General features: G+C 71.4%; 21 protein-coding genes. 12 read left to right on the top strand and 9 right to left on the bottom strand.

Annotation, left to right across the window (positions count from 1 at the left end; translation table 11 throughout):
- Nucleotides 1–415 precede the first annotated feature (415 nt).
- The 6 genes from RM479_RS19990 to RM479_RS19965 all read right to left on the bottom strand — a co-directional run bounded on the left by RM479_RS19990 (nucleotide 416) and on the right by RM479_RS19965 (nucleotide 6,372).
- A complete protein-coding gene (locus RM479_RS19990; RefSeq protein WP_274808851.1) occupies nucleotides 416–745 on the bottom strand; it encodes a hypothetical protein in 330 nt (109 codons plus the stop codon).
- A 470-nt stretch (nucleotides 746–1,215) separates the two neighbouring features.
- Nucleotides 1,216–2,136, bottom strand: coding sequence for a cytochrome d ubiquinol oxidase subunit II (locus RM479_RS19985; RefSeq protein WP_311513257.1), 921 nt, complete (start codon nucleotides 2,134–2,136; stop codon nucleotides 1,216–1,218).
- Nucleotides 2,137–2,152: 16 nt separating this feature from the next.
- Nucleotides 2,153–3,397, bottom strand: coding sequence for a cytochrome ubiquinol oxidase subunit I (locus tag RM479_RS19980; RefSeq protein ID WP_311513256.1), 1,245 nt, complete (start codon nucleotides 3,395–3,397; stop codon nucleotides 2,153–2,155).
- A 167-nt stretch (nucleotides 3,398–3,564) separates the two neighbouring features.
- Entirely contained in the window at nucleotides 3,565–4,248 is a 684-nt protein-coding gene (locus RM479_RS19975) for a response regulator transcription factor (RefSeq protein ID WP_311513255.1), read from the bottom strand.
- On the bottom strand, nucleotides 4,245–5,420 hold the full coding sequence (locus tag RM479_RS19970; RefSeq protein WP_311513254.1) for a sensor histidine kinase: 1,176 nt from the start codon (nucleotides 5,418–5,420) through the stop codon (nucleotides 4,245–4,247). The genes RM479_RS19975 and RM479_RS19970 overlap by 4 nt, the downstream gene beginning before the upstream one ends.
- A 109-nt stretch (nucleotides 5,421–5,529) precedes the next feature.
- Complete coding sequence (locus tag RM479_RS19965; RefSeq protein WP_311513266.1) at nucleotides 5,530–6,372, bottom strand: spermidine synthase; 843 nt, start codon at nucleotides 6,370–6,372, stop codon at nucleotides 5,530–5,532.
- Between the two features lie 162 nt (nucleotides 6,373–6,534).
- Here RM479_RS19965 and RM479_RS19960 point away from each other — a divergent pair, with 162 nt between their 5' ends.
- Nucleotides 6,535–8,271: a proline--tRNA ligase gene (locus tag RM479_RS19960; protein ID WP_311513264.1), complete on the top strand. Its 1,737-nt coding sequence runs from the start codon at nucleotides 6,535–6,537 to the stop codon at nucleotides 8,269–8,271.
- Nucleotides 8,272–8,335: 64 nt separating this feature from the next.
- On the opposite strand, the gene RM479_RS19955 is transcribed toward RM479_RS19960, so the two are convergent.
- Together RM479_RS19955 and RM479_RS19950 are read right to left on the bottom strand one after the other, a co-directional pair.
- Nucleotides 8,336–8,782 (bottom strand): ferritin-like domain-containing protein, encoded by a 447-nt coding sequence (locus RM479_RS19955; protein ID WP_311513253.1) that lies wholly within the window; start codon nucleotides 8,780–8,782, stop codon nucleotides 8,336–8,338.
- A gap of 31 nt (nucleotides 8,783–8,813) precedes the next feature.
- Entirely contained in the window at nucleotides 8,814–9,311 is a 498-nt protein-coding gene (locus RM479_RS19950; protein ID WP_311513252.1) for a ferritin-like domain-containing protein, read from the bottom strand.
- Nucleotides 9,312–9,647: 336 nt separating this feature from the next.
- Between RM479_RS19950 and rimP the strand changes: the two genes are divergently transcribed.
- The 7 genes from rimP to truB all read left to right on the top strand — a co-directional run bounded on the left by rimP (nucleotide 9,648) and on the right by truB (nucleotide 16,695).
- Nucleotides 9,648–10,133: a ribosome maturation factor RimP gene (rimP, locus tag RM479_RS19945; protein WP_311513251.1), complete on the top strand. Its 486-nt coding sequence runs from the start codon at nucleotides 9,648–9,650 to the stop codon at nucleotides 10,131–10,133.
- A 24-nt stretch (nucleotides 10,134–10,157) separates the two neighbouring features.
- Nucleotides 10,158–11,171, top strand: a complete 1,014-nt coding sequence (nusA, locus tag RM479_RS19940) for a transcription termination factor NusA (protein WP_311513249.1) — start codon at nucleotides 10,158–10,160, stop codon at nucleotides 11,169–11,171.
- Nucleotides 11,125–11,508: a YlxR family protein gene (locus RM479_RS19935; RefSeq protein WP_311513247.1), complete on the top strand. Its 384-nt coding sequence runs from the start codon at nucleotides 11,125–11,127 to the stop codon at nucleotides 11,506–11,508. Before nusA ends, RM479_RS19935 begins: the two co-directional genes overlap by 47 nt.
- A gap of 212 nt (nucleotides 11,509–11,720) precedes the next feature.
- Nucleotides 11,721–14,891, top strand: coding sequence for a translation initiation factor IF-2 (gene infB, locus RM479_RS19930; protein ID WP_311513245.1), 3,171 nt, complete (start codon nucleotides 11,721–11,723; stop codon nucleotides 14,889–14,891).
- Between the two features lie 83 nt (nucleotides 14,892–14,974).
- Nucleotides 14,975–15,271: a DUF503 domain-containing protein gene (locus RM479_RS19925; RefSeq protein ID WP_311513244.1), complete on the top strand. Its 297-nt coding sequence runs from the start codon at nucleotides 14,975–14,977 to the stop codon at nucleotides 15,269–15,271.
- Between the two features lie 2 nt (nucleotides 15,272–15,273).
- Nucleotides 15,274–15,714, top strand: a complete 441-nt coding sequence (gene rbfA / locus RM479_RS19920) for a 30S ribosome-binding factor RbfA (protein WP_311513242.1) — start codon at nucleotides 15,274–15,276, stop codon at nucleotides 15,712–15,714.
- 93 nt (nucleotides 15,715–15,807) lie between these two features.
- Nucleotides 15,808–16,695, top strand: coding sequence for a tRNA pseudouridine(55) synthase TruB (gene truB / locus RM479_RS19915; RefSeq protein WP_311513241.1), 888 nt, complete (start codon nucleotides 15,808–15,810; stop codon nucleotides 16,693–16,695).
- Nucleotides 16,696–16,766: 71 nt separating this feature from the next.
- On the opposite strand, the gene RM479_RS19910 is transcribed toward truB, so the two are convergent.
- Entirely contained in the window at nucleotides 16,767–17,672 is a 906-nt protein-coding gene (locus RM479_RS19910) for an alpha/beta fold hydrolase (RefSeq protein ID WP_311513240.1), read from the bottom strand.
- 338 nt (nucleotides 17,673–18,010) lie between these two features.
- On the opposite strand from RM479_RS19910, the gene RM479_RS19905 reads away from it, so the two are divergent.
- The 4 genes from RM479_RS19905 to RM479_RS19890 all read left to right on the top strand — a co-directional run bounded on the left by RM479_RS19905 (nucleotide 18,011) and on the right by RM479_RS19890 (nucleotide 23,569).
- Nucleotides 18,011–18,958, top strand: coding sequence for a bifunctional riboflavin kinase/FAD synthetase (locus RM479_RS19905; RefSeq protein ID WP_311513239.1), 948 nt, complete (start codon nucleotides 18,011–18,013; stop codon nucleotides 18,956–18,958).
- Between the two features lie 256 nt (nucleotides 18,959–19,214).
- Nucleotides 19,215–19,484 (top strand): 30S ribosomal protein S15, encoded by a 270-nt coding sequence (gene rpsO, locus RM479_RS19900; RefSeq protein WP_220559404.1) that lies wholly within the window; start codon nucleotides 19,215–19,217, stop codon nucleotides 19,482–19,484.
- 311 nt (nucleotides 19,485–19,795) lie between these two features.
- Entirely contained in the window at nucleotides 19,796–22,123 is a 2,328-nt protein-coding gene (locus RM479_RS19895) for a polyribonucleotide nucleotidyltransferase (RefSeq protein WP_311513236.1), read from the top strand.
- Between the two features lie 111 nt (nucleotides 22,124–22,234).
- A complete protein-coding gene (locus tag RM479_RS19890; RefSeq protein ID WP_311513234.1) occupies nucleotides 22,235–23,569 on the top strand; it encodes a M16 family metallopeptidase in 1,335 nt (444 codons plus the stop codon).
- Nucleotides 23,570–23,583 lie beyond the last annotated feature (14 nt).

Genomic DNA, 23,583 nt, shown 5'->3' with positions numbered 1-23,583 from the left:
GTTACCGTCGTTCGGGCAGGGCGCGCCCCGGTCGGGGACGCCGCGCCCGTCGCCCCCCGGTCGGCCCCAGGGGCTGTCCCCCGCCCCTGGGCCTGGCCGGCCCCCGCGTCCCGGCGGGGCCCTCTTTTCCTTCGCGTCTTCCCCGCGCCCCATCGGGGCGCTGTCGTGTCCGCGATCCGGCTCGGTGTTCAGAACCCGTTCCAGTGAATGCTCTCGGGAGGACTCCATGCACCGGAAGGGTTCGTTCGTTGTCGGGGGCTTGCGGTAGAACGTGTTCCAGTATTACGCTCTGGCCATGCCCGGCCCGGTGAGGGCGTCCGGTGGTTCGGTCACCGGCGCCAAGGACGGCCGGTTCAGAAGGATCGTCGCCCGCCGGAATCGGATCGCGCCCCGACCCGGTGGGCGGCGGCCTTCGTCAGGCCAGAAGGCGGGAGATCTCCTCGAAGGTGGGGCACGGCCAGATCTGGCGACATCCCCCGCACGCTCCCCCCTCGTCCTGGGGGTGGTGCAGTCGCAGCAGCTCCGCGCACACCCCCGCCAGGGTCGACACCTCGTTGCGCGCGTTCGCGTAGAAGGCGACGTCGTTGATCCGGGCCAGCGCGCTGTCGGAGCCGCCCGGAGGTATCCCGACCGTGTCCGGTTCCCAGGGGACCGCCCGCGCCGAGCGTTCCCGGATGCCCTCGACGCACCGGAGCAACTTCGCGTGTTCGATGGCGGTCCCTTGCGTCGGCCTGGTGAACGGCATCGCCGATCTCCCCCCAACGGGTGGATGCGCAGCTACATCTGGTGACTCAGCGTATACCCATCATCGCGGAATGTCGCGACACGGACATCGGGTGAACGCGGGGGTGAAGGCGTGCGGAACGGGGAGCGGGCTGCCCCCAAGGGGAGGGACAGCCCGCCGGGAAGGGGTGCCGGGCTCAGTGGCAGTTGCCGCCGCAGCCGCACGAACCGCCGTTCTGGCAGCCGCAGCCGCAGCCCGAACCACAGCCGCAGGCGCTCGGGGGAGTGGTCAAGGGGTGGGTCATGTTCCCTCCTCGGGATCGGTCCGAAGTCCGGTCCACCGTGCCCGGGCGGCACGGTTCCCGACAGATGACCTGCCCGTGGCGGGGCTTTCCCAATCCGAGGGGACTTCATCGACGAACCCTGACCCGACACGCCGGCCCTCGGCGCCGATCGGAAGGCCCCGTACCGCCCGGTCTCCGACACCGGACCTCAGGCGAAGAAACCGGGGGAGCTGCTCGGCCGGCGCGTCATTCGGTAGAGCCAAACCTGACCGATGAGCATGACCGGAATCGCGGGGGTCAGGACCGACCAGACCAGGACCGCCGTCGTGTCCGGAATCGAGGCGACCGGCAGCCCGGAGGCCACCGCCACCGTCACACCCGGCACGGCGATCGCGATCGCCGAGGTGTACCGCGACAGCATCGGACCGGACGTCCCCAGGGTCGCCGCCAGGGCCACGGCCATCACCGCCGCCGGGATCGCGGCCGCCGACGGATCCACCGGTCCCGGCCCCGACACCGCGGCGACCACCGTCACCAGGGTCGCCGCCAGGGCGACACCCGCCCACCACCGGGTGTCACGGGCGGCCACGTCCGCGCTCTCGGCCGTCGGATCCTCGACCAGACGCTCGGCGCCGAAGGCCGCGCCGCGCAACGCGAACAGGGACACCACGGTCAACGCGCACGCCACGGTGAACGGGGTCACCGCCGGATCCCCGGCGATCAGCGACGCCGTCACCCACCCCCAGGCGAGGGCCAGGGTCCAGCCGCCCGCCACGACGGCGCCGTCCCACACCGCCCGCCACCGGTCGTCCGGCACCCGGGAGCGCAGCCACAGGCCCGCGTCACGGACCAGCAGCCCGGCGGTCAGGACCACCAGGACCGGCCACAGCTCCGCCACCACGTGGTGCTCCAGCGCGGGGAACAGTCCGGCCAGGACTCCGACCAGGGAGACCAGCCACACCTCCGAGGCCAGGAAGTACGGGGCGATCGCCGCCACCACCCGTCGTCGCTGCGCGGGACCGCGGGCCACACGCGGCATCAGCATGCTCAGGCCCACGTCGGCCCCGGCCAGGACCAGGTGACCCACGAGGAACAGGACGAGCAGCAGGGTGGAGAGAACGTCGAACATGGCACACGGCTCCGGTTCAGAACGTGGGGTCGGGGACGGGGGCCTCGGCGGGCTCCCGGTCGCGGTGATCGGCGAGGGGGCCGCCCTCGGGACCGCGCCGGGCATAGCGCACCAGCAGCCAGTAGGTCACACCGGCCAGGACGGCGAACGCCACCGTGAACAGACCGAAGGAGAGCGCGGCGGCTGCCGGGGACAGGGGTGTCATCGCGTCGGCGGTCGTCAGGTGGTGCACGACGGTCCAGGGCTGGCGGCCGGTCTCCCGGAACACCCACCCGCCGATGCTCGCCAGGTAGGGGGCGACCGGGAGCACGACCAGTGGCGCCAGGAACCACCGCCACCGGTCCAGGCCGCCGAGCGGCCAGGCCAGCAGCAGGACCGGCCCCAGGAAGAACATCAGGGCCCACATGCCCATCATGAGGGCGTCGGCGGTCAGGCCGATGGCGGGGTGCACCGCGCTCCCGGCCGCCTCGACGGCCTCGATCTCCGACGCCGAGTAGGTCTGTCCACTGGTGGGCGGCGCCTGGCCGAACAGCTCGAACTGCACTCCGCCGAAGACCGCCACCGGGATCGGCACGAGGCACATCACCAGCGTCCCGTAGCGGATGCCGCGCGCGAAGATCCGGTGCGGGTCGTTCCCGCGCCGCAGGTGGTACGCGCTCACCGCGATGACCACCGCGCCGCCCACCAGCAGGGTTCCGGTCACGACGTGCCCGAACGCCACGGTGGCCGCGGGGTTGGTCATCAACGCCACCGGATCGGTCGGATGCGCGACCCCGTCCACGATCTCGAAGCCGACCGGATGGCGCAGGAAGCCGTTGGACACCAGCACCCACCACGCCGACAGGTACGCCGTCGCCGTCACCACCGCGAAGCAGGACAGGTGCGCCCACCGGCCCATCCGGTCCCACCCGAAGATCCACAGACCCAGGAACGTGGACTCGATGAAGAACGCCGTCATCGTCTCCAGGGCCAGCGGAGCCCCGAAGGCGTAGCCGTACATCTTCTGGAGGCCGGTCCAGTTCACCGCCAGCTGGAGTTCCATGACCAGCCCGGAGAGCACGCCCATGCCGTAGTTGACCAGGTACAGGCCGCCCCAGAAGCGGACGGCGGTCATCCGGTCCCGGTCGCCGCCCGCCGTCGCCCGCAGCTGGGTGACGAGGATGTAGGGGGCCAGGCCGAGGGTCAGGGCCACGAACATGTAGTGCGTGGCCGCCGTGAACGCGAACTGGAGCCGCGCCAGAAGGAGGGGATCGTCGAACATCGCGGGGCCTCGTGATCGTCATCGGGAACACGAGAAGCATCCGGTGGAGGTCCGGTGCCGGGCATCGTCCGCGGGAGGGCTTTCGTCCGCCTCCTCCGGTGGTAGTCGCCCCCGCGCCCTACTCCGTGAGGGCTACGGGACAGCCCCGAGAGGACCCCGGGACCGACTCAGGGTGTCGTCCCGTCCTCGCTCCACCCCGGGGTGACCAGGGCCGACTCGTAGGCCAGCACCACCAGTTGGGCCCGGTCGCGCACACCCAGCTTCACCATGGCCCGACTGACGTGGGTCTTGGCGGTGGCGGGGCTGAGCACCAGCTTCTCGGCGATCTCCTCGTTGGACAGCCCGCGCCCCACCAGCGCCACCACCTCCCGCTCCCGGTCGGTGAGGCCGTTCAACCGAGGTGAGGGCGAGGGGGCGGTGCGCGGGCGGCTCGTGTAGTCGGAGATCAACTTGCGGGTGATGCCGGGGGACAGCAGGGCCTCGCCCCCGTGCACCACCCGCACGGCCTGGAGCAGGTCGCGCGGCTCGGTGTCCTTGACCAGGAAACCGCTCACCCCCGAGCGCAGCGCCTCGAAGATGTACTCGTCCAGGTCGAACGTGGTCAGGATGATGACGCGGGTCGCCCCGAGCGTCGGTTCGGCGATGACGCGCGCGGCGGCGGCCAGGCCGTCCACCCCCGGCATGCGGATGTCCATGAGGATCACGTCGGGGCGTTCGGCGCGGGCCAGCCGCACCGCCTCCTCGCCGTCGGCGGCCTCGGCGACCACCTGGATGTCGGCCGCGCTGTCCAGCAGCGCGCGGAAACCGGCCCGGACCAGAGCCTGGTCGTCGGCGAGCAGCACCCGGATCAACGTTCCCCCGTTCGGTCGGCGGCGGAACCCTCGATCGGCAGTCGGGCCCGCACCCGGAACCCTTCACCATCCAGCGGACCGGCGTCCACGGTCCCGCCCACCAGGGCGGCCCGCTCGCGCATCCCGGTGATGCCGTTGCCCGGTGCGGGCACGCCCAGCGTGCCGCGGCCGTCGTCGACGACCTCGATCAACAGCTCGGTGGGTCGGTATTCGACGCGCACGGTCGCCCTGCCCGCCCCCGAGTGGCGCACCACGTTGGTCAACGCCTCCTGCACGGTGCGGTAGGCGGCCGAGTCGGTCCCCGCGGGAAGCCGGGTCGGGGCGCCGACCAGTTCGACGTCCACGGCGATACCGGCGCCCCGGGTGGCCTCGGCGATCTCCTCCAGCCGGTCGATCCCCGCCACCGGGGAGCGCGGCGCGCCCTCGTCCACCGCCCTCAGCACACCGAGGATGCCGCGCAGTTCCACGAGCGTGTCCTTGCTGGTCCGCTTGATGGTGGACAACGCCTCGGCGGCCCGCTCCGGCTCGTTCTCCATCAGGTACAGGGCGGTCCCGGCCTGCACGTTGATCAGGGAGATGTTGTGCGCGACCGTGTCGTGGACATCGCGCGCCAGCCGCAGCCGCTCCTCCGAGGCCCGCCGCAGCAACTCCTCACCGCGGGTGCGCTCCGCCTCGGCCCGCCGCTCCCGGTCCGCCCTCAGGTACTCCTGCCGCCAGCGCACCACCTCCGCCGAACACAGCAGCACCAGCACCCAGCCGACGATGCCCAGCGCCTCGGGGCGGAACGTTCCGGAGATCGCCAGTTCGTAGCCGTTGAGCAGGACGAACTGGCCGATCCCCAGGCTCCACCCGAACGCCCGGTACCCCCACCGCACCAGGCCGTACAGCACCACGGCGGTGCACACCATGATCATCCCGTCGGGGAACCCGAGCGGATAGTAGACGGTGGCGGCGGCCACGGAGACCAGCCCGACCGTACGGGGGAAGGCACCGCGCCACAGCAGGGGGAGGCAGGCCAGGGCGATGATCGCGTACCCCCACGGCCAGGCGGTGCGGCCGTGCGGTTCCGGGGCGATCAGCTCGACCGCGAGGGTGCTCCCCACGGAGAGGAACGACAGTCCCAGGACGATCCAGGTGTCGGTGCGCGTGGGACGCGGGAGTGGTGCTGTCACACCCTCGACGGTACGGCCGGCACGCCGGGGTTTCCGTCCCCCCTCGGGAGACGATCCGCGTGTCGGCCGTACTCCCCGGGGAGTACGCCGGGGGCCGGGGCGGCCGGGATCAGAAGAGGTCGTCGGGCGGGGCCGGGGAGTCGACGGCGTCGGTGTCGCGCACCGGGGCGCGGCCCGAGACGAACCGGTCCAGCTCCTCGTCGGCGAGCAGACGGGCCATCTCCGTGTCGCGGTGGGCCCGCCTCGACAGCCCGTCCACCGGCAGCGGTCCGGCGGCGGCGGTCAGCACCAGGTTGCCGAACCGGCGACCGCGCAGCACCCCCGGGGCCGCCGACAGCACCACGTGCGGCAGCACCTCGCGGACCGTCGCCACCTGGCCCCGTGTGTGCGTCAGCGCGCCGCCGTCGCCCACGTTCACGACCAGGAGACCCCCGGGGCGCAGCACCCGGGCCGCCTCCGCGTAGAACTCCACCGACGTCAACCGCGCCGGGGTGCGGGCTCCCGCGAACACGTCGGACACGATCAGGTCGGCGCTCGCGTCGTGTCGGGCCGCGATCCACTCCCGGGCGTCGCCGATGCCCACCCGCAGCTGCGCGCGCCGGTCCCACGGCAGTCGGCGCCGCACCAGCTCCACCAGTGGAGCGTCCACGTCGACCGCCCGCTGACGCGACCCCGGCCGGGTGTGCGCCACGTAGCGGGCCAGGGTGAGCGCGCCCGCGCCCAGGTGCAGGACGTCGATCGGCTCCCCCTCCGGGGCGACCAGATCGGCGGCGTGCGCCATCCGGCGCACGTACGAGAAGTCCAGGTGGGTCGGGTCCGCCAGGTCCACGTGCGACTGGGGCGTGCCCTCCACCACCAGGAACCACGAATCGGCCCGGTCGGCGTCGGCGAGCAGCTCCGTGCCCGGCGCCCCGATGACCTCGTCGTCGTCCTTCGTCCTGCGTCCGCCCATGTCCCCGTCCCCCTCGATCGCCCGCCCAGCGTAGTCGTCCACAGGCGGGGCGTTCGCCGCGCGGACGCACCCCCGGTGGCGCTAGCCTGGGGTTCCCCTAGTTCTTCCAACACCCGCGCCCCGACGGGGCGCGTTCACCGAGGAGTGGCCGTGCTACTGCGGATGTCGACCCTGTTCCTGCGCACCCTGCGTGAGGACCCGGCGGACGCCGAGGTGCCGAGCCACAAGTTGCTCGTCCGCGGCGGGTACGTGCGCCGCGCCGCCCCCGGCGTCTACTCCTGGCTCCCCCTCGGCAAGATCGTCCTGGAGAACGTCGCTCGGGTCGTGCGCGAGGAGATGGACGCCATGGGCGGCCAGGAACTCCTGCTCCCCGCGCTGCTGCCCAAGGAGTACTACGAGGCGACCGGCCGCTGGGAGGAGTACGGCGACACCCTCTTCCGGCTCAAGGACCGCAAGGGCGCCGACTACCTGCTCGGCCCCACCCACGAAGAGGTCTTCACCCTCCTGGTCAAGGGCGAGTACTCCTCCTACAAGGACTTCCCGGTCATCCTGTACCAGATCCAGGAGAAGTTCCGCGACGAGGCGCGCCCCCGGGCCGGGGTGCTGCGCGGTCGCGAGTTCCACATGAAGGACTCCTACTCCTTCGACATCGACGACGCCGGACTCCAGGAGTCCTACGACAAGCACCGCGCCGCCTACATCCGGATCTTCGACCGGCTGGGCCTGGAGTACGTCATCGTCGCGGCGACCTCCGGCGCCATGGGCGGATCGGCCTCCGAGGAGTTCCTCGCGGTCGCGCACACCGGTGAGGACACCTTCGTGCGCAGCACCGGTTCGGACTACGCCGCCAACGTCGAGGCCGTCACCACCCCGGAGCCGCCCGCGCTGTCGATCGAGGGACTCCCCGAGGCGAAGGTCCACCACACCCCGGACACCGCCACCATCCGGACCCTCGTCGACCTCCTCAACGAGTTGGACCTGGGCCGCGACTTCACCGAGGCCGACACCCTCAAGAACGTCCTGGTCAAGACGCGGGCCCCCGGCTCGGAGGAGTGGGAGCTGCTCGCCGTCGGCCTGCCCGGCGACCGCGAGGTGGACTTCAAGCGCCTGGAGGCCGCGCTGGAGCCCGCCGAGGTGGCGCTGCTGGACGACGCCGACTTCGCCGCCAACCCCTTCCTGGCCAAGGGCTACATCGGCCCCCGCGCCCTGCTCGACAACAAGGTCCGCTACCTGGTCGACCCGCGCGTGGTCACCGGCACCGCCTGGGTGACCGGCGCCGACCGCCCCGACCACCACGTCCTCGACCTGGTGGCCGGCCGCGACTTCACCCCGGACGGTGTCATCGACGTCGCCGACGTCCGCGACGGCGACCCCTCGCCGGACGGACGGGGCACCCTGTACACCGCGCGCGGCATCGAGATCGGCCACATCTTCCAGCTGGGCCGCAAGTACACCGACGCCTTCCAGGTCGACGCCCTGGGCCCCGACGGCAAGCCCAAGCGCATCACCATGGGCTCCTACGGCATCGGCGTCTCCCGCGTGGTGGCCTCGGTCGTCGAGCAGTCCCACGACGACAAGGGCATCGTCTGGCCGCGCGAGATCGCCCCGGCCGACGTGCACGTCATCGGGACCGGCAAGGGCGCGCAGATCGAGGAGGCGCTGCGCGTCGCCGGCGAGCTGGAGTCGCGCGGGCTGCGCGTACTGGTGGACGACCGCAAGGGCGTCTCGCCGGGTGTGAAGTTCACCGACGCCGAACTGCTGGGCGTGCCCACCGCCGTCATCATCGGCCGGGGCCTGGCCGACGGTGTGGTGGAGCTGCGCGACCGCGCGACCGGCGAGCGCGAGGAGGTCGCCCTGGACGCGATCGTCGATCGTGCCGTGGCCGCCTGCCGCGCCTGAACCTTCGAGGACGGCCCCGCTCCGAACGATGCGGAGCGGGGCCGTCCTCGTGTGTCCGAGAGGGTCAGCCCCCGTCGAAACCGGGGAGGGCGGTCAGTTCGCCGCCGCGTTCCAGGACCCGCAGGGTGGCGCCCTGGAGGTTGCGCGCGCCGGTCGTGCGCATCCCGATGTCGCGGGCGGAGGTCAACCACAGGTAGGCCCGGACCGTCGACTCCTCCAGACCCAACGCGAAGGCGTCCAGGGAGGCCTCGTCGCGCTCCTTCGGCAGCGGGTACGACGCCAGGGCCGGCGAGGGTTCGACGTCGTGCGCGGCAGCCAGGGCGTACAGCCCGTCCCGCAGCTCCTTGTGCGTCAGCGCCGCCTCCAGCGCCCGGGAACGGTACTCGTCGTCGCCCCCGGCCCCGCCCAGGAACTCGTAGCCGTACACCGCCGCGTGCTCGGCGCTCAGCGCCTCGGCCAGTGCCCGAGGGCCGTCGTCCATCGCCTCGACGGACAGGTCGGTGTCGCTCATCGGGCACCTCCCCCTTCCTCGTGTTCGCCGTTCACGCCCGCGCCAACAGGTGGGCGTGCCCGGCCTCGCAGGCTCCGATGCCGCTGATCAACTGGGCCAGACCGGGATCGGTCACGGCGGCCGACTGGTCGATGCGCGCCGCCGCGGCCGAGGTCTCCAACACCCGCAGTCCCTCGGAGTCGGGAGCGGCGTCCGGCGCCGGGTCCGTCGGCCGCGCCGACGGGTCCTCCTCCGGGACGACCGCGTCATCGGGCAGCGCCGCGGTCAACGCGTCCACGTGCTCCAGGTGGTGACCCCGCAACCGCTCCAACAGGTCGGTCGGTCCGGCGCCGGTCTCGATCGCCTTGGCGTAGCGGGCCGTGATCAGCTCCTTCTCCCGCAGCAGCGAGCGGATCACGTGTTCGTCGGGGGTCACGTCGGCGGGGTACCACTCGGTCCCACCGCACCCGCTCAGTGCCACGATCGCGGTCCCCGCCATCGCGGCGCCCAGGACCGTGCGGCGGCTGACGCTGACGTTGCCCTGGCCCACGCGCTCTCCCCTTCCGTGCCCCGCGTCGTCCTCGACGCCGGCCGACCCCATCTTTCCACGCCCCGAGCCGGAAGCGCTCCCTCTCCGCACCCCTTACGACGCAGGGCATGTGGAGCCCACGGGATCCTTCGCGGTGCGTCCCCGCCACGGACGGCGACCTGGAAAGGGTCCGGGTGTGGATACGCTTGCACCACAACCGCCGTCGTACGCGACGCGCGGCCGGTTCGCGTCCCCACCGGGGGAGCGGACCCACCAGTCGAAGACTCACGTACAGAGCTGGACCGCCCCGCGATGGCCGCACGGGCGGAATTCTCGCCTTGAAGGGGCAGACACCACATGGGAGCGCAGGCGCGTGAAGAGCGCATCGCCGAGCTGCTGGAACCGGTACTGGCCGCGGCCGGACTGGACCTGGACGCCGTCGAGCTGACACCGGCCGGCAAACGCCGGGTACTGCGCGTGGTCGTGGACTCCGACACCGGGGTCGACCTCGACACGGTCGGCGAGGTCAGCCAGGAGATCAACGCGATCCTGGACGACGCCTCCGACGTCATGGGCGAGCTGCCCTACGTCCTGGAGGTCACCTCCCCCGGTGTGGACCGTCCACTGACCCTGCCGCGTCACTGGCGGCGTTCGCGAGGCCGCCTGGTACAGGTGGCCCTCGCCGACGGAGACCAGGTCACCGGTCGGGTCACCGACGCCGACGACGAGGGCATCACCCTGGACGTCGAGGGCCGGCCCCGCGCCTACACCCATGCCGAGATCGGCAAGGGCAAGGTACAGGTGGAATTCCGTCGTGCCGCCGACACCGACGCGGCGGACTAGAGGGGGAGCCCCGTGGACATTGACATGAGCGTTCTGCGCAGCCTGGAACGCGAGAAGGACATCTCCGTCGAGCTGGTCGCCCGGGCCATCGAGGACGCCCTGCTGATCGCGTACCACCGCGAGGAGGGGCCGGAGAAGAAGGCCCGGGTCGAACTCGACCGTTCCACCGGGCACGTCACCGTGTGGGTGGCCGAACTCGACGAGAACGGCGATGTCGTCGGCGAGTCCGACGGCACCCCCACCAACTTCGGTCGCATCGCGACCTCCACCGCCAAGCAGGTCATCCTCCAGCGGTTGCGCGACGCCGAGGACGAGCTCACCCTGGGCGAGTTCGCCGGGCGCGAGCACGACATCGTCTCCGGCATCATCCAGCAGGGCAAGGACCCCCGGAACGTCCTGGTCGACCTGGGCCGGATCGAGGCGGTCCTACCGCCCCAGGAGCAGGTTCCCACCGAGACCTATACCCACGGCGAGCGTCTGCGCGCCTATGTGGTGCAGGTCCGCAAGGGTCACCGCGGCCCTTCGGTCACCCTCTCGCGCACCCACCCCAACCTGGTGCGCAAGCTCTTCGAGCTGGAGGTCCCCGAGATCGCCGACGGCACCGTCGAGATCGCGGCGATCGCCCGTGAGGCCGGTCACCGCACCAAGATGGCGGTCCGTTCCCACCGGGGCGGCGTGAACGCCAAGGGCGCCTGCATCGGCCCGCTCGGCAGCCGCGTGCGCAACGTCATGGCGGAGCTGCACGGGGAGAAGATCGACATCGTCGACTTCTCCGAGGACCCCGCGGTGTTCGTGGCCAACGCGTTGTCCCCGGCCAGGGTCAACTCCGTGGAAATCCTCGATATGGCCGCTCGGGTCGCCCGGGTCATCGTCCCGGACTACCAGCAGTCCCTGGCGATCGGCAAGGAGGGGCAGAACGCCCGCCTGGCCGCGCGTCTGACCGGGTGGCGCATCGACATCCGCTCCGACGCGGAGACCACCGGAGCCGTCGATGACGAGGCCCGCACGGGCGGTCGCGACGCCGCGACGGACGGCTAAACGGGTCGCGCCCATGCCTCGACGCGATATGGTGGCCGAAGACGGTCCCGACCGTCCCATGCGCACGTGCGTGGGGTGTCGGTCGCGGGCAGACCGATCCGACCTCGTTCGGATGGTGGCCGAGGGCACGGCCGTCATCCCCGACGTTCGAGGTCGACGTCCGGGCCGCGGTGCCTACCTGCACGACGATCGCCGTTGTTTCGAAACGGCCGAACGCCGCCGGGTGTGGTCCCGCGCTTACCGGAGGGAACCGGGTGACACCGGGTGGGACGTCTCACGTGTGGCGACGCTGTTCGGCGTCGCCCCGCATGACCCACCGGAGAACCCGTCCCGATAGGGTTGGAATGTCCGGGCCGACCTCTGGGTTGTAGTGATCGAGGTCGGTGTGCAGTGCTGTGTCCTGCACACGTAAAGAACGGCCCATTGTTGTGTAGCGATGAGGAAGCAGGTCGAGATTGCGATGAGCGCCTGATGAGTACGCAGCGATGAGTACGAGCTAACAACGGTCCGGCACAGGCCCATGTCCCGGACCGAAGCTGAAGGAGAGTAGTGGCGAAGGTCCGGGTGTACGAACTCGCTAAAGAGTTCGGAGTAGAGAGCAAGGCCGTCCTGGCCAAACTCAACGAGATGGGCGAATTCGTTCGTTCGGCGTCCTCGACGATAGAGGCTCCGGTCGTGCGACGCCTGCAAGAGGCTTTCAACAACGGTTCCGACGGTGGCAAGAAGGGCGGGGCTCCCAAGCCCGGTCCGCGCGCCTCCGGCGAGACCTCTGCGGCCCCCAAGCCGGGGCCCGCTCCCAAGCCGGGTCCGAAGCCGGGACCCGCGGCTCCCAAGCCGAGCGCGCAGGCTCCGGCCGCGCAGCCCCCGGCTCCCGCCGCGCAGGCTCCGGCCACGCCGGCACCGGCGGCGCAGACCCCGTCCGTTCAGGCCGAGTCCGCGCGTCCGCCGGTCGCCCCCAAGCCGGGTTTCAAGGCTGCGAGCACCGAGTCCGGCGCGCGCCCCGGTGGCGCGCCCCGTCCCGGCCCGCAGAGCCGTCCCGAGCGTGGCGAGCGTCCGCAGCGCGGTGACCGTCCCGAGGGTGGCCCCCGCGGTGACCGTCCCGAGCGCGGTGACCGTCCCGAGCGTGGCGAGCGTCCGCAGCGCGGTGACCGTCCCGAGGGCGGGCCGCGTGGCGACCGTCCCGAGCGCGGTGACCGCGGTCCGCGTTCCGAGGGCCGCAATCCCCGTCCGGGCCCGCGCCCGTCCGGTCCGCGTCCCGGTAACAACCCGTTCCAGACCAACGCCTCGGGCATGGGTGCCAAGCCGGCCCCGCGTCCGGGTGGCGGTGCCCCGCGTCCCGGTGGCGCCGGTGCTCCGGGCGGTCCCCGTCCCGGCCCGCGTCCGGGTCCGCAGGGCGAGCGCGCCCCGCGTCCCGGTGGCGCCGGTGCTCCGGGCGGTCCCCGTCCCGGCCCGCGTCCGGGTCCGCAGGGCGAGCGCGCCCCGCGTCCCGGTGGCGCCGCCGGTGTGCCGCGCCCCGGTGGTGCGGCCGGCGCTCCCCGTCCGGGCGGTCCCCGCCCCGGCGGTCCGCGTCCCAGCCCGATGAACATGCCCTCCTCCCGTCCGAACCCGCCCGCGGGTGCCGGTCGCGGCGGAGCCGGCGGCGGTCGTCCCGGTGGCGGCGGCGGTCGTGGTCGCGGAGGTGCCCCCGCGGGCACCGGTCCGCGTCCCGGTGCCGGCGGTGGCGGTGGCGGTCGTCCCGGTGGCGGCGGCTTCGGCGGTCGTCCCGGTGGCGGCGGTCGCGGTCGCGGCGGCGGTACGGCCGGTGCGTTCGGTCGTCCGGGCGGTCGTCCCGGGCGTGCCCGCAAGTCCAAGAAGCAGCGGCGTCAGGAGTTCAACGACCTCCAGGCCCCGTCCTTCGGCGGCGTCAAGATCCCGAGCGGCAACGGCCAGGTCATCCGCCTGTCCCGCGGCGCATCGCTGGCCGACTTCGGTGACAAGATCGAGGTCAACCCGGCGTCGCTGGTCCAGGTGCTCCTGCACCTCGGCGAGATGGTCACCTCGACCCAGTCCCTTCCGGACGAGACCCTGGTGCTGCTGGGCGAAGAGCTCAACTACCGCATCGAGGTCGTCAGCCCGGAGGACGAGGACCGCGAGCTCCTGGAGTCCTTCTCCATCGACTTCGGTGAGGACGACGGCACCGAAGAGGACCTGCGTGCCCGCCCGCCGGTGGTCACCGTGATGGGTCACGTCGACCACGGTAAGACCCGACTGCTGGACACCATCCGCAAGACCAACGTCGTCGGCGGCGAGGCCGGCGGTATCACCCAGCACATCGGTGCCTACCAGGTCGCCACCGAGGTGGACGGCGAAGAGCGCAAGATCACCTTCATCGACACCCCCGGTCACGAGGCGTTCACCGCCATGCGTGCCCGTGGTGCGAAGGTCACCGACATCGCGGTGCTGGTGGTCGCGGCCGACGACGGCGTCAAGCCGCAGACGGCCGAGGCCATCGACCACGCCAAGGCGGCCGAGGTGCCGATCGTGGTGGCGGTCAACAAGATCGACGTCGAGGGTGCGGACCCGCAGCGGGTCCGCGCGCAGCTCACGGAGTACGGTCTGGTGGCCGAGGAGTACGGCGGCGACGTCCAGTTCGTGGACATCTCCGCTCTCCAGGGCACCAACCTCGACTCCCTGCTGGAGTCGATCGTGCTGACGTCCGACGCGGCCCTGAACCTTCAGGCCAACCCGGACATGGACGCGCAGGGTCTGGCGATCGAGGCCTACCTGGACCGCGGTCGCGGTTCCATGGCCACGGTGCTGGTCCAGCGCGGCACGCTCAACGTCGGTGACTCGATCGTCTGTGGCGACGCCTACGGTCGCGTTCGCGCCATGCTCGACGAGCACGGCCAGAACGTGCAGAGCGCCGAGCCGTCCCGTCCGGTGCAGGTGCTGGGTCTGACCAACGTGCCCAGCGCCGGCGACAGCTTCCTGGTCGTCAAGGACGACCGGGTGGCGCGGCAGATCGCCCAGCAGCGCGAGGCGCGCGAGCGCTTCGCCCAGCAGGCGAGGTCGGCCCGTCGGGTCACGCTCGACACCTGGCAGCAGCACCTCAAGGAGGGTGAGCGCTCCGAGCTGCTCCTCCTCATCAAGGGTGACATGTCCGGTTCGGTCGAGGCGCTCGAAGAGTCGTTGCTCAAGATCGACGCCGGTGGCGACGAAGTGGGTATCCGGGTCATCGGACGCGGTGTCGGTGCGATCACGCAGAACGACATCAACCTGGCGGCCTCCGCCGACGCCATCATCGTCGGCTTCAACGTTCGGCCCGAGGGCAAGAACAGCGAACTGGCCGACCGCATGGGCGTCGACATCCGGTACTACTCGGTCATCTACCAGGCCATCGACGAGGTCGAAGCCGCCGTCAAGGGTCTCCTCAAGCCCATCTACGAGGAGGTCAAGCTCGGTTCGGCCGAGGTCCGCGAGGTCTTCAAGGTGCCCCGGATCGGCAACATCGCCGGTTCGATCGTCCGCGAGGGCATCATCCGCCGCAACACCAAGGCCCGGCTCATCCGCGAGGGGGTCGTCATCTCCGACAACCTCAACGTGGAGTCGCTGCGCCGGTTCAAGGACGACGCGACCGAGGTCCGTGAGGGCTTCGAGTGCGGTATCGGTGTCGGTTACAACGACATCCGCGTCGAGGACGTCGTCGAGACGTACGAGATGCAGGAGAAGCCCCGCGACTAGTCGCGAGGCCTGATCCATCGGGGCCCCGGACACGAGTGTCCGGGGCCCCGCCTTTGACGGTTCACAACACCACAGGTGATCACTTGTACGTTGGGGCGCTGACCCTGGACGTCCTTCTCGGTGACGTCCACTCGCTCAAACAGAAGCGTTCGCTGGTGCGGCCGGTCATCGCCGAGCTGCGCCGCAAGTTCTCGGTGTCGGTCTCCGAGGTCGGGGAACACGATCTGTACCGTCGCGCCAAGATCGGTGTCGCGGTGGTGGCCCCGACCGCGGCCCACGCCCGAGAGCAGATGGACACCTGCGAACGCTTCGTCGCGGGCCGTCCCGAACTGGAGTTGTTGTCCGCCAGGCAGCGACTCTTCAATGAAGAGGAAGACTGACGATGGTTGACGCCGCACGCGCGCGCAAGATCGCCGACCGTATCCAGCGCATCGTCGCCGAGATGCTGGACCGGCGGATCAAGGACCCGCGCCTGGGATTCGTCACCGTGACCGACGCCCGCATCACCGCCGACCTGCGCGACGCCACGGTGTACTACACGGTGTTCGGCGGGCCCGAGGACCGGGTCGCCTCCGCCGCCGCACTGGAGAGCGCCAAGGGTGTGATCCGCAGCGAGGTGGGCCGCCAGACCGGTATCCGCCACACGCCGAGCCTGACCTTCGTCATCGACGAGGTGCGGGAGAACGCCCAGCACATCGAGGAACTGCTGGTCAAGGCGCGTGAGTCGGACGCCGAGGTGGCCAAGCGGGCCGGCTCCGCCAGCCCGGCCGGGGACGCCGACCCCTACAAGGCGCCCCGCGAGGTCGAGGACGACGAGGAGTAGTCCTCGGCGTTCTTCGGGCCCGTGGCCCCAGGCAGTACGACAGGACGGCGGCATGACGCCGCCGTCCCCCTTTTTCCCCGAGGAGACCGACCGATGGCCGAGAGCGGCGTCGTGGTGATCGACAAACCCGCCGACTGGACCTCGCACGACGTGGTCGCCAAGACCCGCGGGCTCGCGCGCACCCGCAGGGTGGGGCACGCGGGCACCCTGGACCCGATGGCCACCGGGGTCCTCGTGCTGGGGATCGAGAAGGGCACCAAGCTGCTCGGGCACCTGACCCTCACGGAGAAGGCCTACGAGGGCACCGTCCGCCTGGGGCTCACCACCAACACCGACGACGCCGAGGGCGAGCCGAGGGAGCGGATGGACGCGTCGGGGGTGACCGACGAGGCGGTCCACGCGGTGGTGGCCACGCTCACCGGCGAGATCATGCAGGTCCCGCCGCAGGTCAGTGCGATCAAGGTCAACGGCGAACGGGCCTACAAGTCGGCGCGTGAGGGCAGGGAGGTCGCGCTCAAGGCGCGGCCGGTCACCATCACGTCGTTCGCGGTCACCGACATCCGCCGGGCCGCCGACGAGGTGGGCGCGTTCGTGGACGTGGACGTCTCCATCGTCTGCTCCAGCGGCACCTACATCCGGTCCCTGGCCCGCGACATGGGCGCCGACCTCGGCGTCGGCGGCCACCTGACGGCGCTGCGCCGCACCCGGGTGGGACCCTACGACCTGACGCAGGCCCGCACCCTGGACGAACTCGCCAAGGAGTTCACCCAGGTCCCGCTGGCGCAGGCGGTCGCGGTCGCCTTCCCGGTGCGCACCCTCACCGAGGAGGAGACGCGCCGGGTCCGGAACGGCAACAGGATCGACCCCAGCGGACTGGGACCGGGGCCGATCGGGCTCTTCGCCCCGGACGGCCGGGTGATCGCGCTGGCGGAGAACCGCCGCGACCACATGAAGCCGCTCGTGGTGTTCGAACCCGCCTAGGGTGCGCCCTTCCGGCCCCCGCCGCGCTTCGGTTCGTGCGAGGCCGCCCGGGGAACGGGAACCTTCGGCCGCTACGTCGACGCCCTCGTGCCTCGGACGTCTTCTCCGCCGGCCTCCAGAACCCCGTGGGCGGCCTCGCGCAGGAACTCCGTCAGCGCGGCGGTGAGTTCGGCGGGGCGCTCCACCGACGGCAGGTGCCCGGTGTCGGGCAACTCCACCAGGCGGGCTCCGGGGATCCCGGCGGCGTACAGATCGGCGACGTCGCGCACCTCGTGCACCTCCGACAGGCCCTTGACGACCAGCGTGGGCACGCCGATCTCGGCCAGCCGCCCGTTGGCGGGCGGATCGATCCACCGCGGCGTGTTGACGGGGGAGGACCACAGGCGCGCGAACAGCTCGCGCAGCATCAGCAGGCTCATGTCCCAGGCCTCGGGCGCCATGTCCTCGGGGATCCGACCGGGACCCAGCACCATGAATCCGGCCTGGGCCCTGGCCATCGCGGCCACGTCGGCGGGATCGGGCTCGGCGTTGCCCGCCCGGTACCGGTCCAGGCGCTCGGGGGGAACGGCGGTACCCACGGCGGCCGTGGCCGCGTCGGTGAACGACTGCGGCCACCGGTGCCCGGACAGCCCGGGGCAGACCAGGGCCAGCGCGTCGATCCGGTCGGGGGCGGTCAGGGCCGCGTCCACGGCGTAGGCACCGCCGAACGACGCGCCCACCAGGCTCGCCCGGTCGATCTCCAGGGCGTCCATGAGGTCCAGCAGGTCCCGGTGGTGTTCCACCGGCCCCTCGTGGTCGGCGGAACCGCCGTACCCGCGCCAGTCGTACCGGACCACCCGGTGGCCGGCGGCCAGGGTGCTGAACTGGTGGTCCCACATGCGCCGGTCGGCGACCCCCGCGTGCACCAGCACCACGGCCGGCCCGGAACCGGCCTCGTCATAGGCGAGTCGGGTCGAACCCGTGTCGATCATCGGCATCCGGGCAGGCTAGCGGCCCCTCCACCGACTGTCGACCCCCTCCGCCCCCGGCGGGCCGGGGTTCTCAACGCGCGCGTCGTCCACACGACCCGGTGAACCCGCCGGTCGTCGGGCGAACGGGCGGGCCGTCGTTCCTCCCACCGGGTCCGTCATCGGATCATGGCCCTCGACATCCGAGGGCGCGTCGACGCCCACCACTCCTCGGGGTGCCGCTGGCGGCCCGGTGCTCGGGACGGGTCGTGCGGGGCTCGTGTCGGTACGGGGGCGGGGGACGTGGCAGGCTTGGACGGGGAGGTCTCCGAGACCCCCCGAAAGCCAGAGACGAAGGGGAGTCGAACGTGCGGCGATGGGACGGGCCGGAGGGCGTGCCCTCCGAATGGGGGCGGTCCGTGGTGGCCGTCGGTGTCTTCGACGGGGTGCATCGGGGACACCAGGCCCTCCTGGCGACCGCGGTCGAACGGGGACGGGCCCTCGACCTGCCCGTGGTGGTGGTGACCTTCGACCCGCACCCCGAGGCGGTGCTGCGCGGCGTCGCCCCGGCCGTGCTCACCCCGGTGGAACGGCGCATCGCCCTGGTGGAGGAGTACGGCGCGGACGCCGTGTGCGTCATGCCCTTCACCAAGGACCTGTCGGCGCGCACCCCCGAGGAGTTCGTGCGCGCGCTCCTGGTGGACCGGCTCCACGCCGCCGCCGTGGTGGTCGGCGAGGACTTCCGGTTCGGGCACCGGGCCGCCGGCGACCTGGGCGTCCTGACCGAACTGGGGGTGGAGTACGACTTCAGCGTGGACGGTGTCGCCCTGGTCGCCGACGGCGAGACCATCACCTCCACCCGGGTGCGCGCGCTGCTGGGCGAGGGCGCGGTGGCCGAGGCCGCCGAACTGCTGGGCCGCCCGCACCGGGTCGAGGGCGAGATCGTGCACGGCGCGGCGCGCGGTCGCGAACTGCTCGGTTTCCCCACCGCGAACATGGACCTGGCCCCCCACACCGCCGTCCCCGGCGACGGCGTCTACGCGGGCTGGTTGAGCCGGGTCGAGTCCGCCGCCGGGCACGAGTCGCTGTGGCCGGCCGCGATCTCGGTGGGCTCCAACCCCACCTTCGACGGTGCCGAGCGCACCGTGGAGGCCTACGCCCTGGACCGCGACGACCTGGACCTGTACGGGGTGCGGATGACCGTGGACTTCACCGCGCGCATCCGGGGCCAGGAGCGGTTCGACAGCATCGACGACCTCATCGTGGCCATGCGTCGTGACGTCGACCGCTGCCGCGAGATCCTGGTCGTCGACTGAGCGGGGGAGATCTCCCCCACGCTCCGTGCGCGCCCGTGGCCTTCGTGTTTGGGGTAGGGTGGGTCCGTCCACGTGTGCCCCGCACGAGGTCACGGTTCCGTGACCTGTGGTGGGGGAGCGCGATGCCCTCCCGTCATCGACGGGAACCGCGCAGCACACGCGACGGTGACTGTTCGCACGCGCGGTCACCGCGTCTGATCCCGGCCCCTACGGACCGGGGTCGCCCTGCGTGCCGATTCTCCAGAAAAGGAACGACGTGTCGATCGACGCCGCCACCAAAGAGAAGATCATCGCCGAGTACGCCACCGGCGAGGGTGACACCGGCTCCCCCGAGGTCCAGGTCGCGCTGCTCACGCACCGCATCACCGAGCTCACCGAGCACCTCAAGGACCACAAGCACGACCACCACAGCCGTCGTGGCCTGCTCCTGATGGTCGGCCGCCGCCGCCGTCTCCTCAAGTACATCGCCAAGCAGGACATCACCCGCTACCGCTCCCTCATCGAGCGTCTGGGTCTGCGCCGCTAGGCTCGTCGGAGGGAGCGGCTTCGGTCGCTCCCTCTTTCTTAGTAGGGTGTACGTGTCGTCGGTCACGACCGCACGACAGCCACAGATTCAACAGAGACCACCCGCGTCCTCACCACTCCCTCGGCCGCAGAGTCGAGGCCGGTCCTCGGTAGTGGCCTCCGGAAGGTTCCCGCAAGGGAGCCCCGTGGGCTTCGATCGATGACCGGCCGTCATCAACTCCGGGGCACGGACGCGGGAAGCATGACCACGCGCCCACGGCATCGAGCCGTGCGGCACATACCAACGCGAACACGTGCAGTAGGAGGTCGCCCATGGAGGGCGTTTACTCGGCCGAAGCCGTCATCGACAACGGCAAGTTCGGCACCCGTACCATCCGCTTCGAGACCGGTCGCCTGGCCCGCCAGGCCGCCGGCTCCGCGACGGTGTACCTGGACGACGAGACCGTCGTCCTGTCGGCCACCACCGCCTCGAAGCGGCCCAAGGAGAACCTCGACTTCTTCCCGCTGACGGTGGACGTCGAGGAGCGCATGTACGCCGCGGGCCGGATCCCCGGTTCCTTCTTCCGGCGTGAGGGCCGTCCTTCCGAGGACGCCATCCTCACCTGCCGCCTGATCGACCGGCCGCTGCGCCCGTCGTTCAAGAAGGGCCTGCGCAACGAGATCCAGATCGTCGAGACGATCCTGGCCCTGCACCCCGACCACCTGTACGACGTCGTGGCCATCAACGCCGCCTCGATGTCCACGCAGATCGCCGGGCTGCCCTTCTCCGGTCCGCTCGGCGGCGTGCGCGTCGCCCTGATCGACGGCCAGTGGGTCGGTTTCCCGACCCACACCGAGCTCAACGACGCCACCTTCGACATGGTGGTCGCCGGTCGTGTCCTTGAGGACGGCGACGTCGCGATCATGATGGTCGAGGCCGAGTCCACGGTGAACACCATCAAGCTGGTCGCCGAGGGGGCCGTCGGCCCCAACGAGCAGACCGTCTCCGAGGGCCTCGAAGCCGCCAAGCCCTTCATCAAGGTGCTGTGCCGTGCCCAGCAGGCCGTCGCCGACCAGACCAGTCGCGAAGAGGGCCAGTTCCCGATCTTCCTCGACTACGAGGACGACGTGTACGCCGCCGTCGAGGCCGCGGTCCGCGAGGACCTGGCCAAGGCGCTCACCATCGCCGACAAGCAGGAGCGCGAGACCACGCTCGACGCCGTCAAGGCCACGGCGGCCGAGAAGGTCGCCGAGGGCTTCGAGGGCCGCGAGAAGGAGATCGGCGCCGCCTTCCGCTCGCTGACCAAGAACCTGATGCGCGAGCGCGTCCTGCGCGACAAGGTCCGCATCGACGGTCGTGGCCCCAAGGACATCCGTCCGCTGTCCGCCGACGTCGGCGTGCTGCCGCGGGTCCACGGCTCGGCGCTCTTCGAGCGCGGTGAAACCCAGATCCTGGGCGTCACCACCCTGAACATGCTGCGCATGGAGCAGATGGTCGACACTCTCAATCCTGAGAGGACCAAGCGCTACATGCACAACTACAACTTCCCGCCCTACTCCACCGGCGAGACCGGTCGAGTGGGCTCGCCCAAGCGGCGCGAGATCGGGCACGGCGCCCTCGCCGAGCGCGCCCTCATCCCGGTCCTGCCCGCGCGCGAGGAGTTCCCGTACGCCATCCGTCAGGTGTCGGAGGCGCTCGGCTCCAACGGGTCCACCTCGATGGGCTCGGTCTGCGCCTCCACCATGTCCCTGCTGTCGGCCGGTGTGCCGCTCAAGGAGATGGTGTCCGGCATCGCCATGGGTCTGATCAGCGAGGGCGACGAGTTCGTCACCCTCACCGACATCCTCGGCGCCGAGGACGCGTTCGGCGACATGGACTTCAAGGTCGCCGGTACCCGTGACCTCATCACGGCGCTCCAGCTCGACACCAAGCTCGACGGTATCCCCGCCGAGCAGCTGGCCCTCGCGCTCCAGCAGGCCCGCGGCGCCCGTCTGGCGATCCTCGACGTCATGCAGGAGGCCATCGAGCGTCCGGCCGAGATGAGCCCGAACGCTCCGCGCATCCTCACCGTCAAGGTCCCGGTCGACAAGATCGGCGAGGTCATCGGCCCCAAGGGCAAGATGATCAACTCGATCCAGGACGAGACCGGCGCCGAGATCACCATCGAGGACGACGGCACCATCTACATCGGTGCCACCGACGGTCCCTCCGCCGAGGCCGCCCGCGACACGATCAACCAGATCGCGAACCCGACCATGCCCGAGGTCGGCGACCGCTACCTGGGCACCGTCGTCAAGACCACGACGTTCGGCGCGTTCGTGTCGCTGCTGCCCGGCAAGGACGGTCTGCTGCACATCTCGCAGATCCGCAAGCTGCACGGTGGCAAGCGGATCGAGAACCTCGACGACGTCATCGGTATCGGCGAGAAGATCCAGGTCGAGATCCGCGAGATCGACGACCGCGGCAAGCTGTCTCTGGTCCCGGTCGAGGTCGTCGAGGCCGAGTCGGCCGCTTCGGCCCCCGCCGCCTCGGCTCCCGCCGAGGAGGAGGCCCCGGTCGCGGCGGACGAGCCCGCCGCCGCGGACGACGACAACGGTGACGAAGGCGCGGCCCCGCGTCGGCGCCGCCGTCGCTCCGGCGGCCGTTCCGAGAACACCTGATCCCGCTTGATCACGTGAGGGGGCGGTCGCACCATGGGGTGCGACCGCCCCCACCGCGTATCCTCGGGCGCCACACCGACACGACGCATTCGACGCGAAGAAGAAGGATTCATGAGCTCTGTCCCCATCGCCGCCGAGCAGGAGCCGGGCACGACCGTGACGCTGCTGGACCCGGACGGCGGCTCCGGCCTGGTGCGCCGGACCGTGCTGCCCGGTGGCCTGCGCGTCGTCACCGAGCACATCCCGGGCGGCCGGTCGGCCGCCTTCGGGATCTCGGCGACCACGGGATCGCGTGACGAGGACGCCGCGCACGCGGGGTCGGCGCACTTCCTGGAGCACCTGCTGTTCAAGGGGACCGACACCCGTTCGGCGCTGGAGATCTCCGCGCTGCTGGACGGTGTGGGCGCCGACCACAACGCCTACACCACCAAAGAGCACACCTGCTACTACGCGAAGGTCCTCGACCGGGACCTTCCGCTGGCCATCGACGTCGTCGGTGACATGGTGGCCAACTCCGTCCTGGACGCGGGGGAGGTGGAGACCGAGCGCGGCGTGATCCTGGAGGAGATCGCCATGTACGAGGACGAGCCCGCCGACCTGGTGGACGACGTCTTCGCGGCGCACTTCTTCGGTGACACCCCGCTGGGCCGCCCGATCCTGGGCACCGCGGACAGCATCAAGGCGCTGCCCCGCGACCGGATCTTCGAGCAGTACCGGGACGCCTACGTGCCCGCGGAACTGATCGTCACCGCCGCCGGCAGTCTGGACCACGACCAGGTCGTGGCGCAGGTCCGCGACATGTTCGCCGACCGGCTGTCCGCCGCCGGTGACGCCCGTCCGGCCCGGCCCCGTATCGACGGCGGCCCCGTCACCGTTCACGGCGGCACGGTGGTGCAGTCGCGCGACACCGAGCAGGCGCACATCATCCTGGGGTCGGAGGGCATCACGCGCACCGACCCGCGCTGGCACGCGCTGCGGCTGCTCAGCGCCGCCCTGGGCGGCGGCATGTCCTCGCGCCTGTTCCAGGAGGTGCGCGAGAAGCGTGGACTGGCCTACTCCGTCCACGCCTACCACATCGGCTACGCCGACACCGGGACGTTCCAGATCTACGCCGGGTGCCTGCCGGAGAAGGCCGACGAGGTCATCGGGGTGTGCCGGGACGAGCTGGCGAAGGTGGCGGCGTCGGGTATCACCGATGAGGAACTGCGTCGGGCCAAGGGGCAGATCCAGGGGTCCCTGGTACTCGGCAGCGAGGGCACCAACGCCCGGATGGGCCGACTGCTCTCCCACGAGTTGAACCACCCGCGCCACTTCTCCATCGACGAGGACCTGGCCCGGTTCGACACCGTGACGGGCGCCGAGGTGGCCGAGGTCGCCGCCGAGCTGCTGTCCCGGCCGCGCGCGCTGGCGGTCATCGGCCCCTACGACGAGGGCCGCACCTTCTGATCGACCCGATCCAC

Source organism: Nocardiopsis lambiniae (genome assembly GCF_031845465.1).
Taxonomy (GTDB): Bacteria; Actinomycetota; Actinomycetes; order Streptosporangiales; family Streptosporangiaceae; genus Nocardiopsis; species Nocardiopsis lambiniae.
This window is presented reverse-complemented; position numbering and strand designations above follow the sequence as displayed.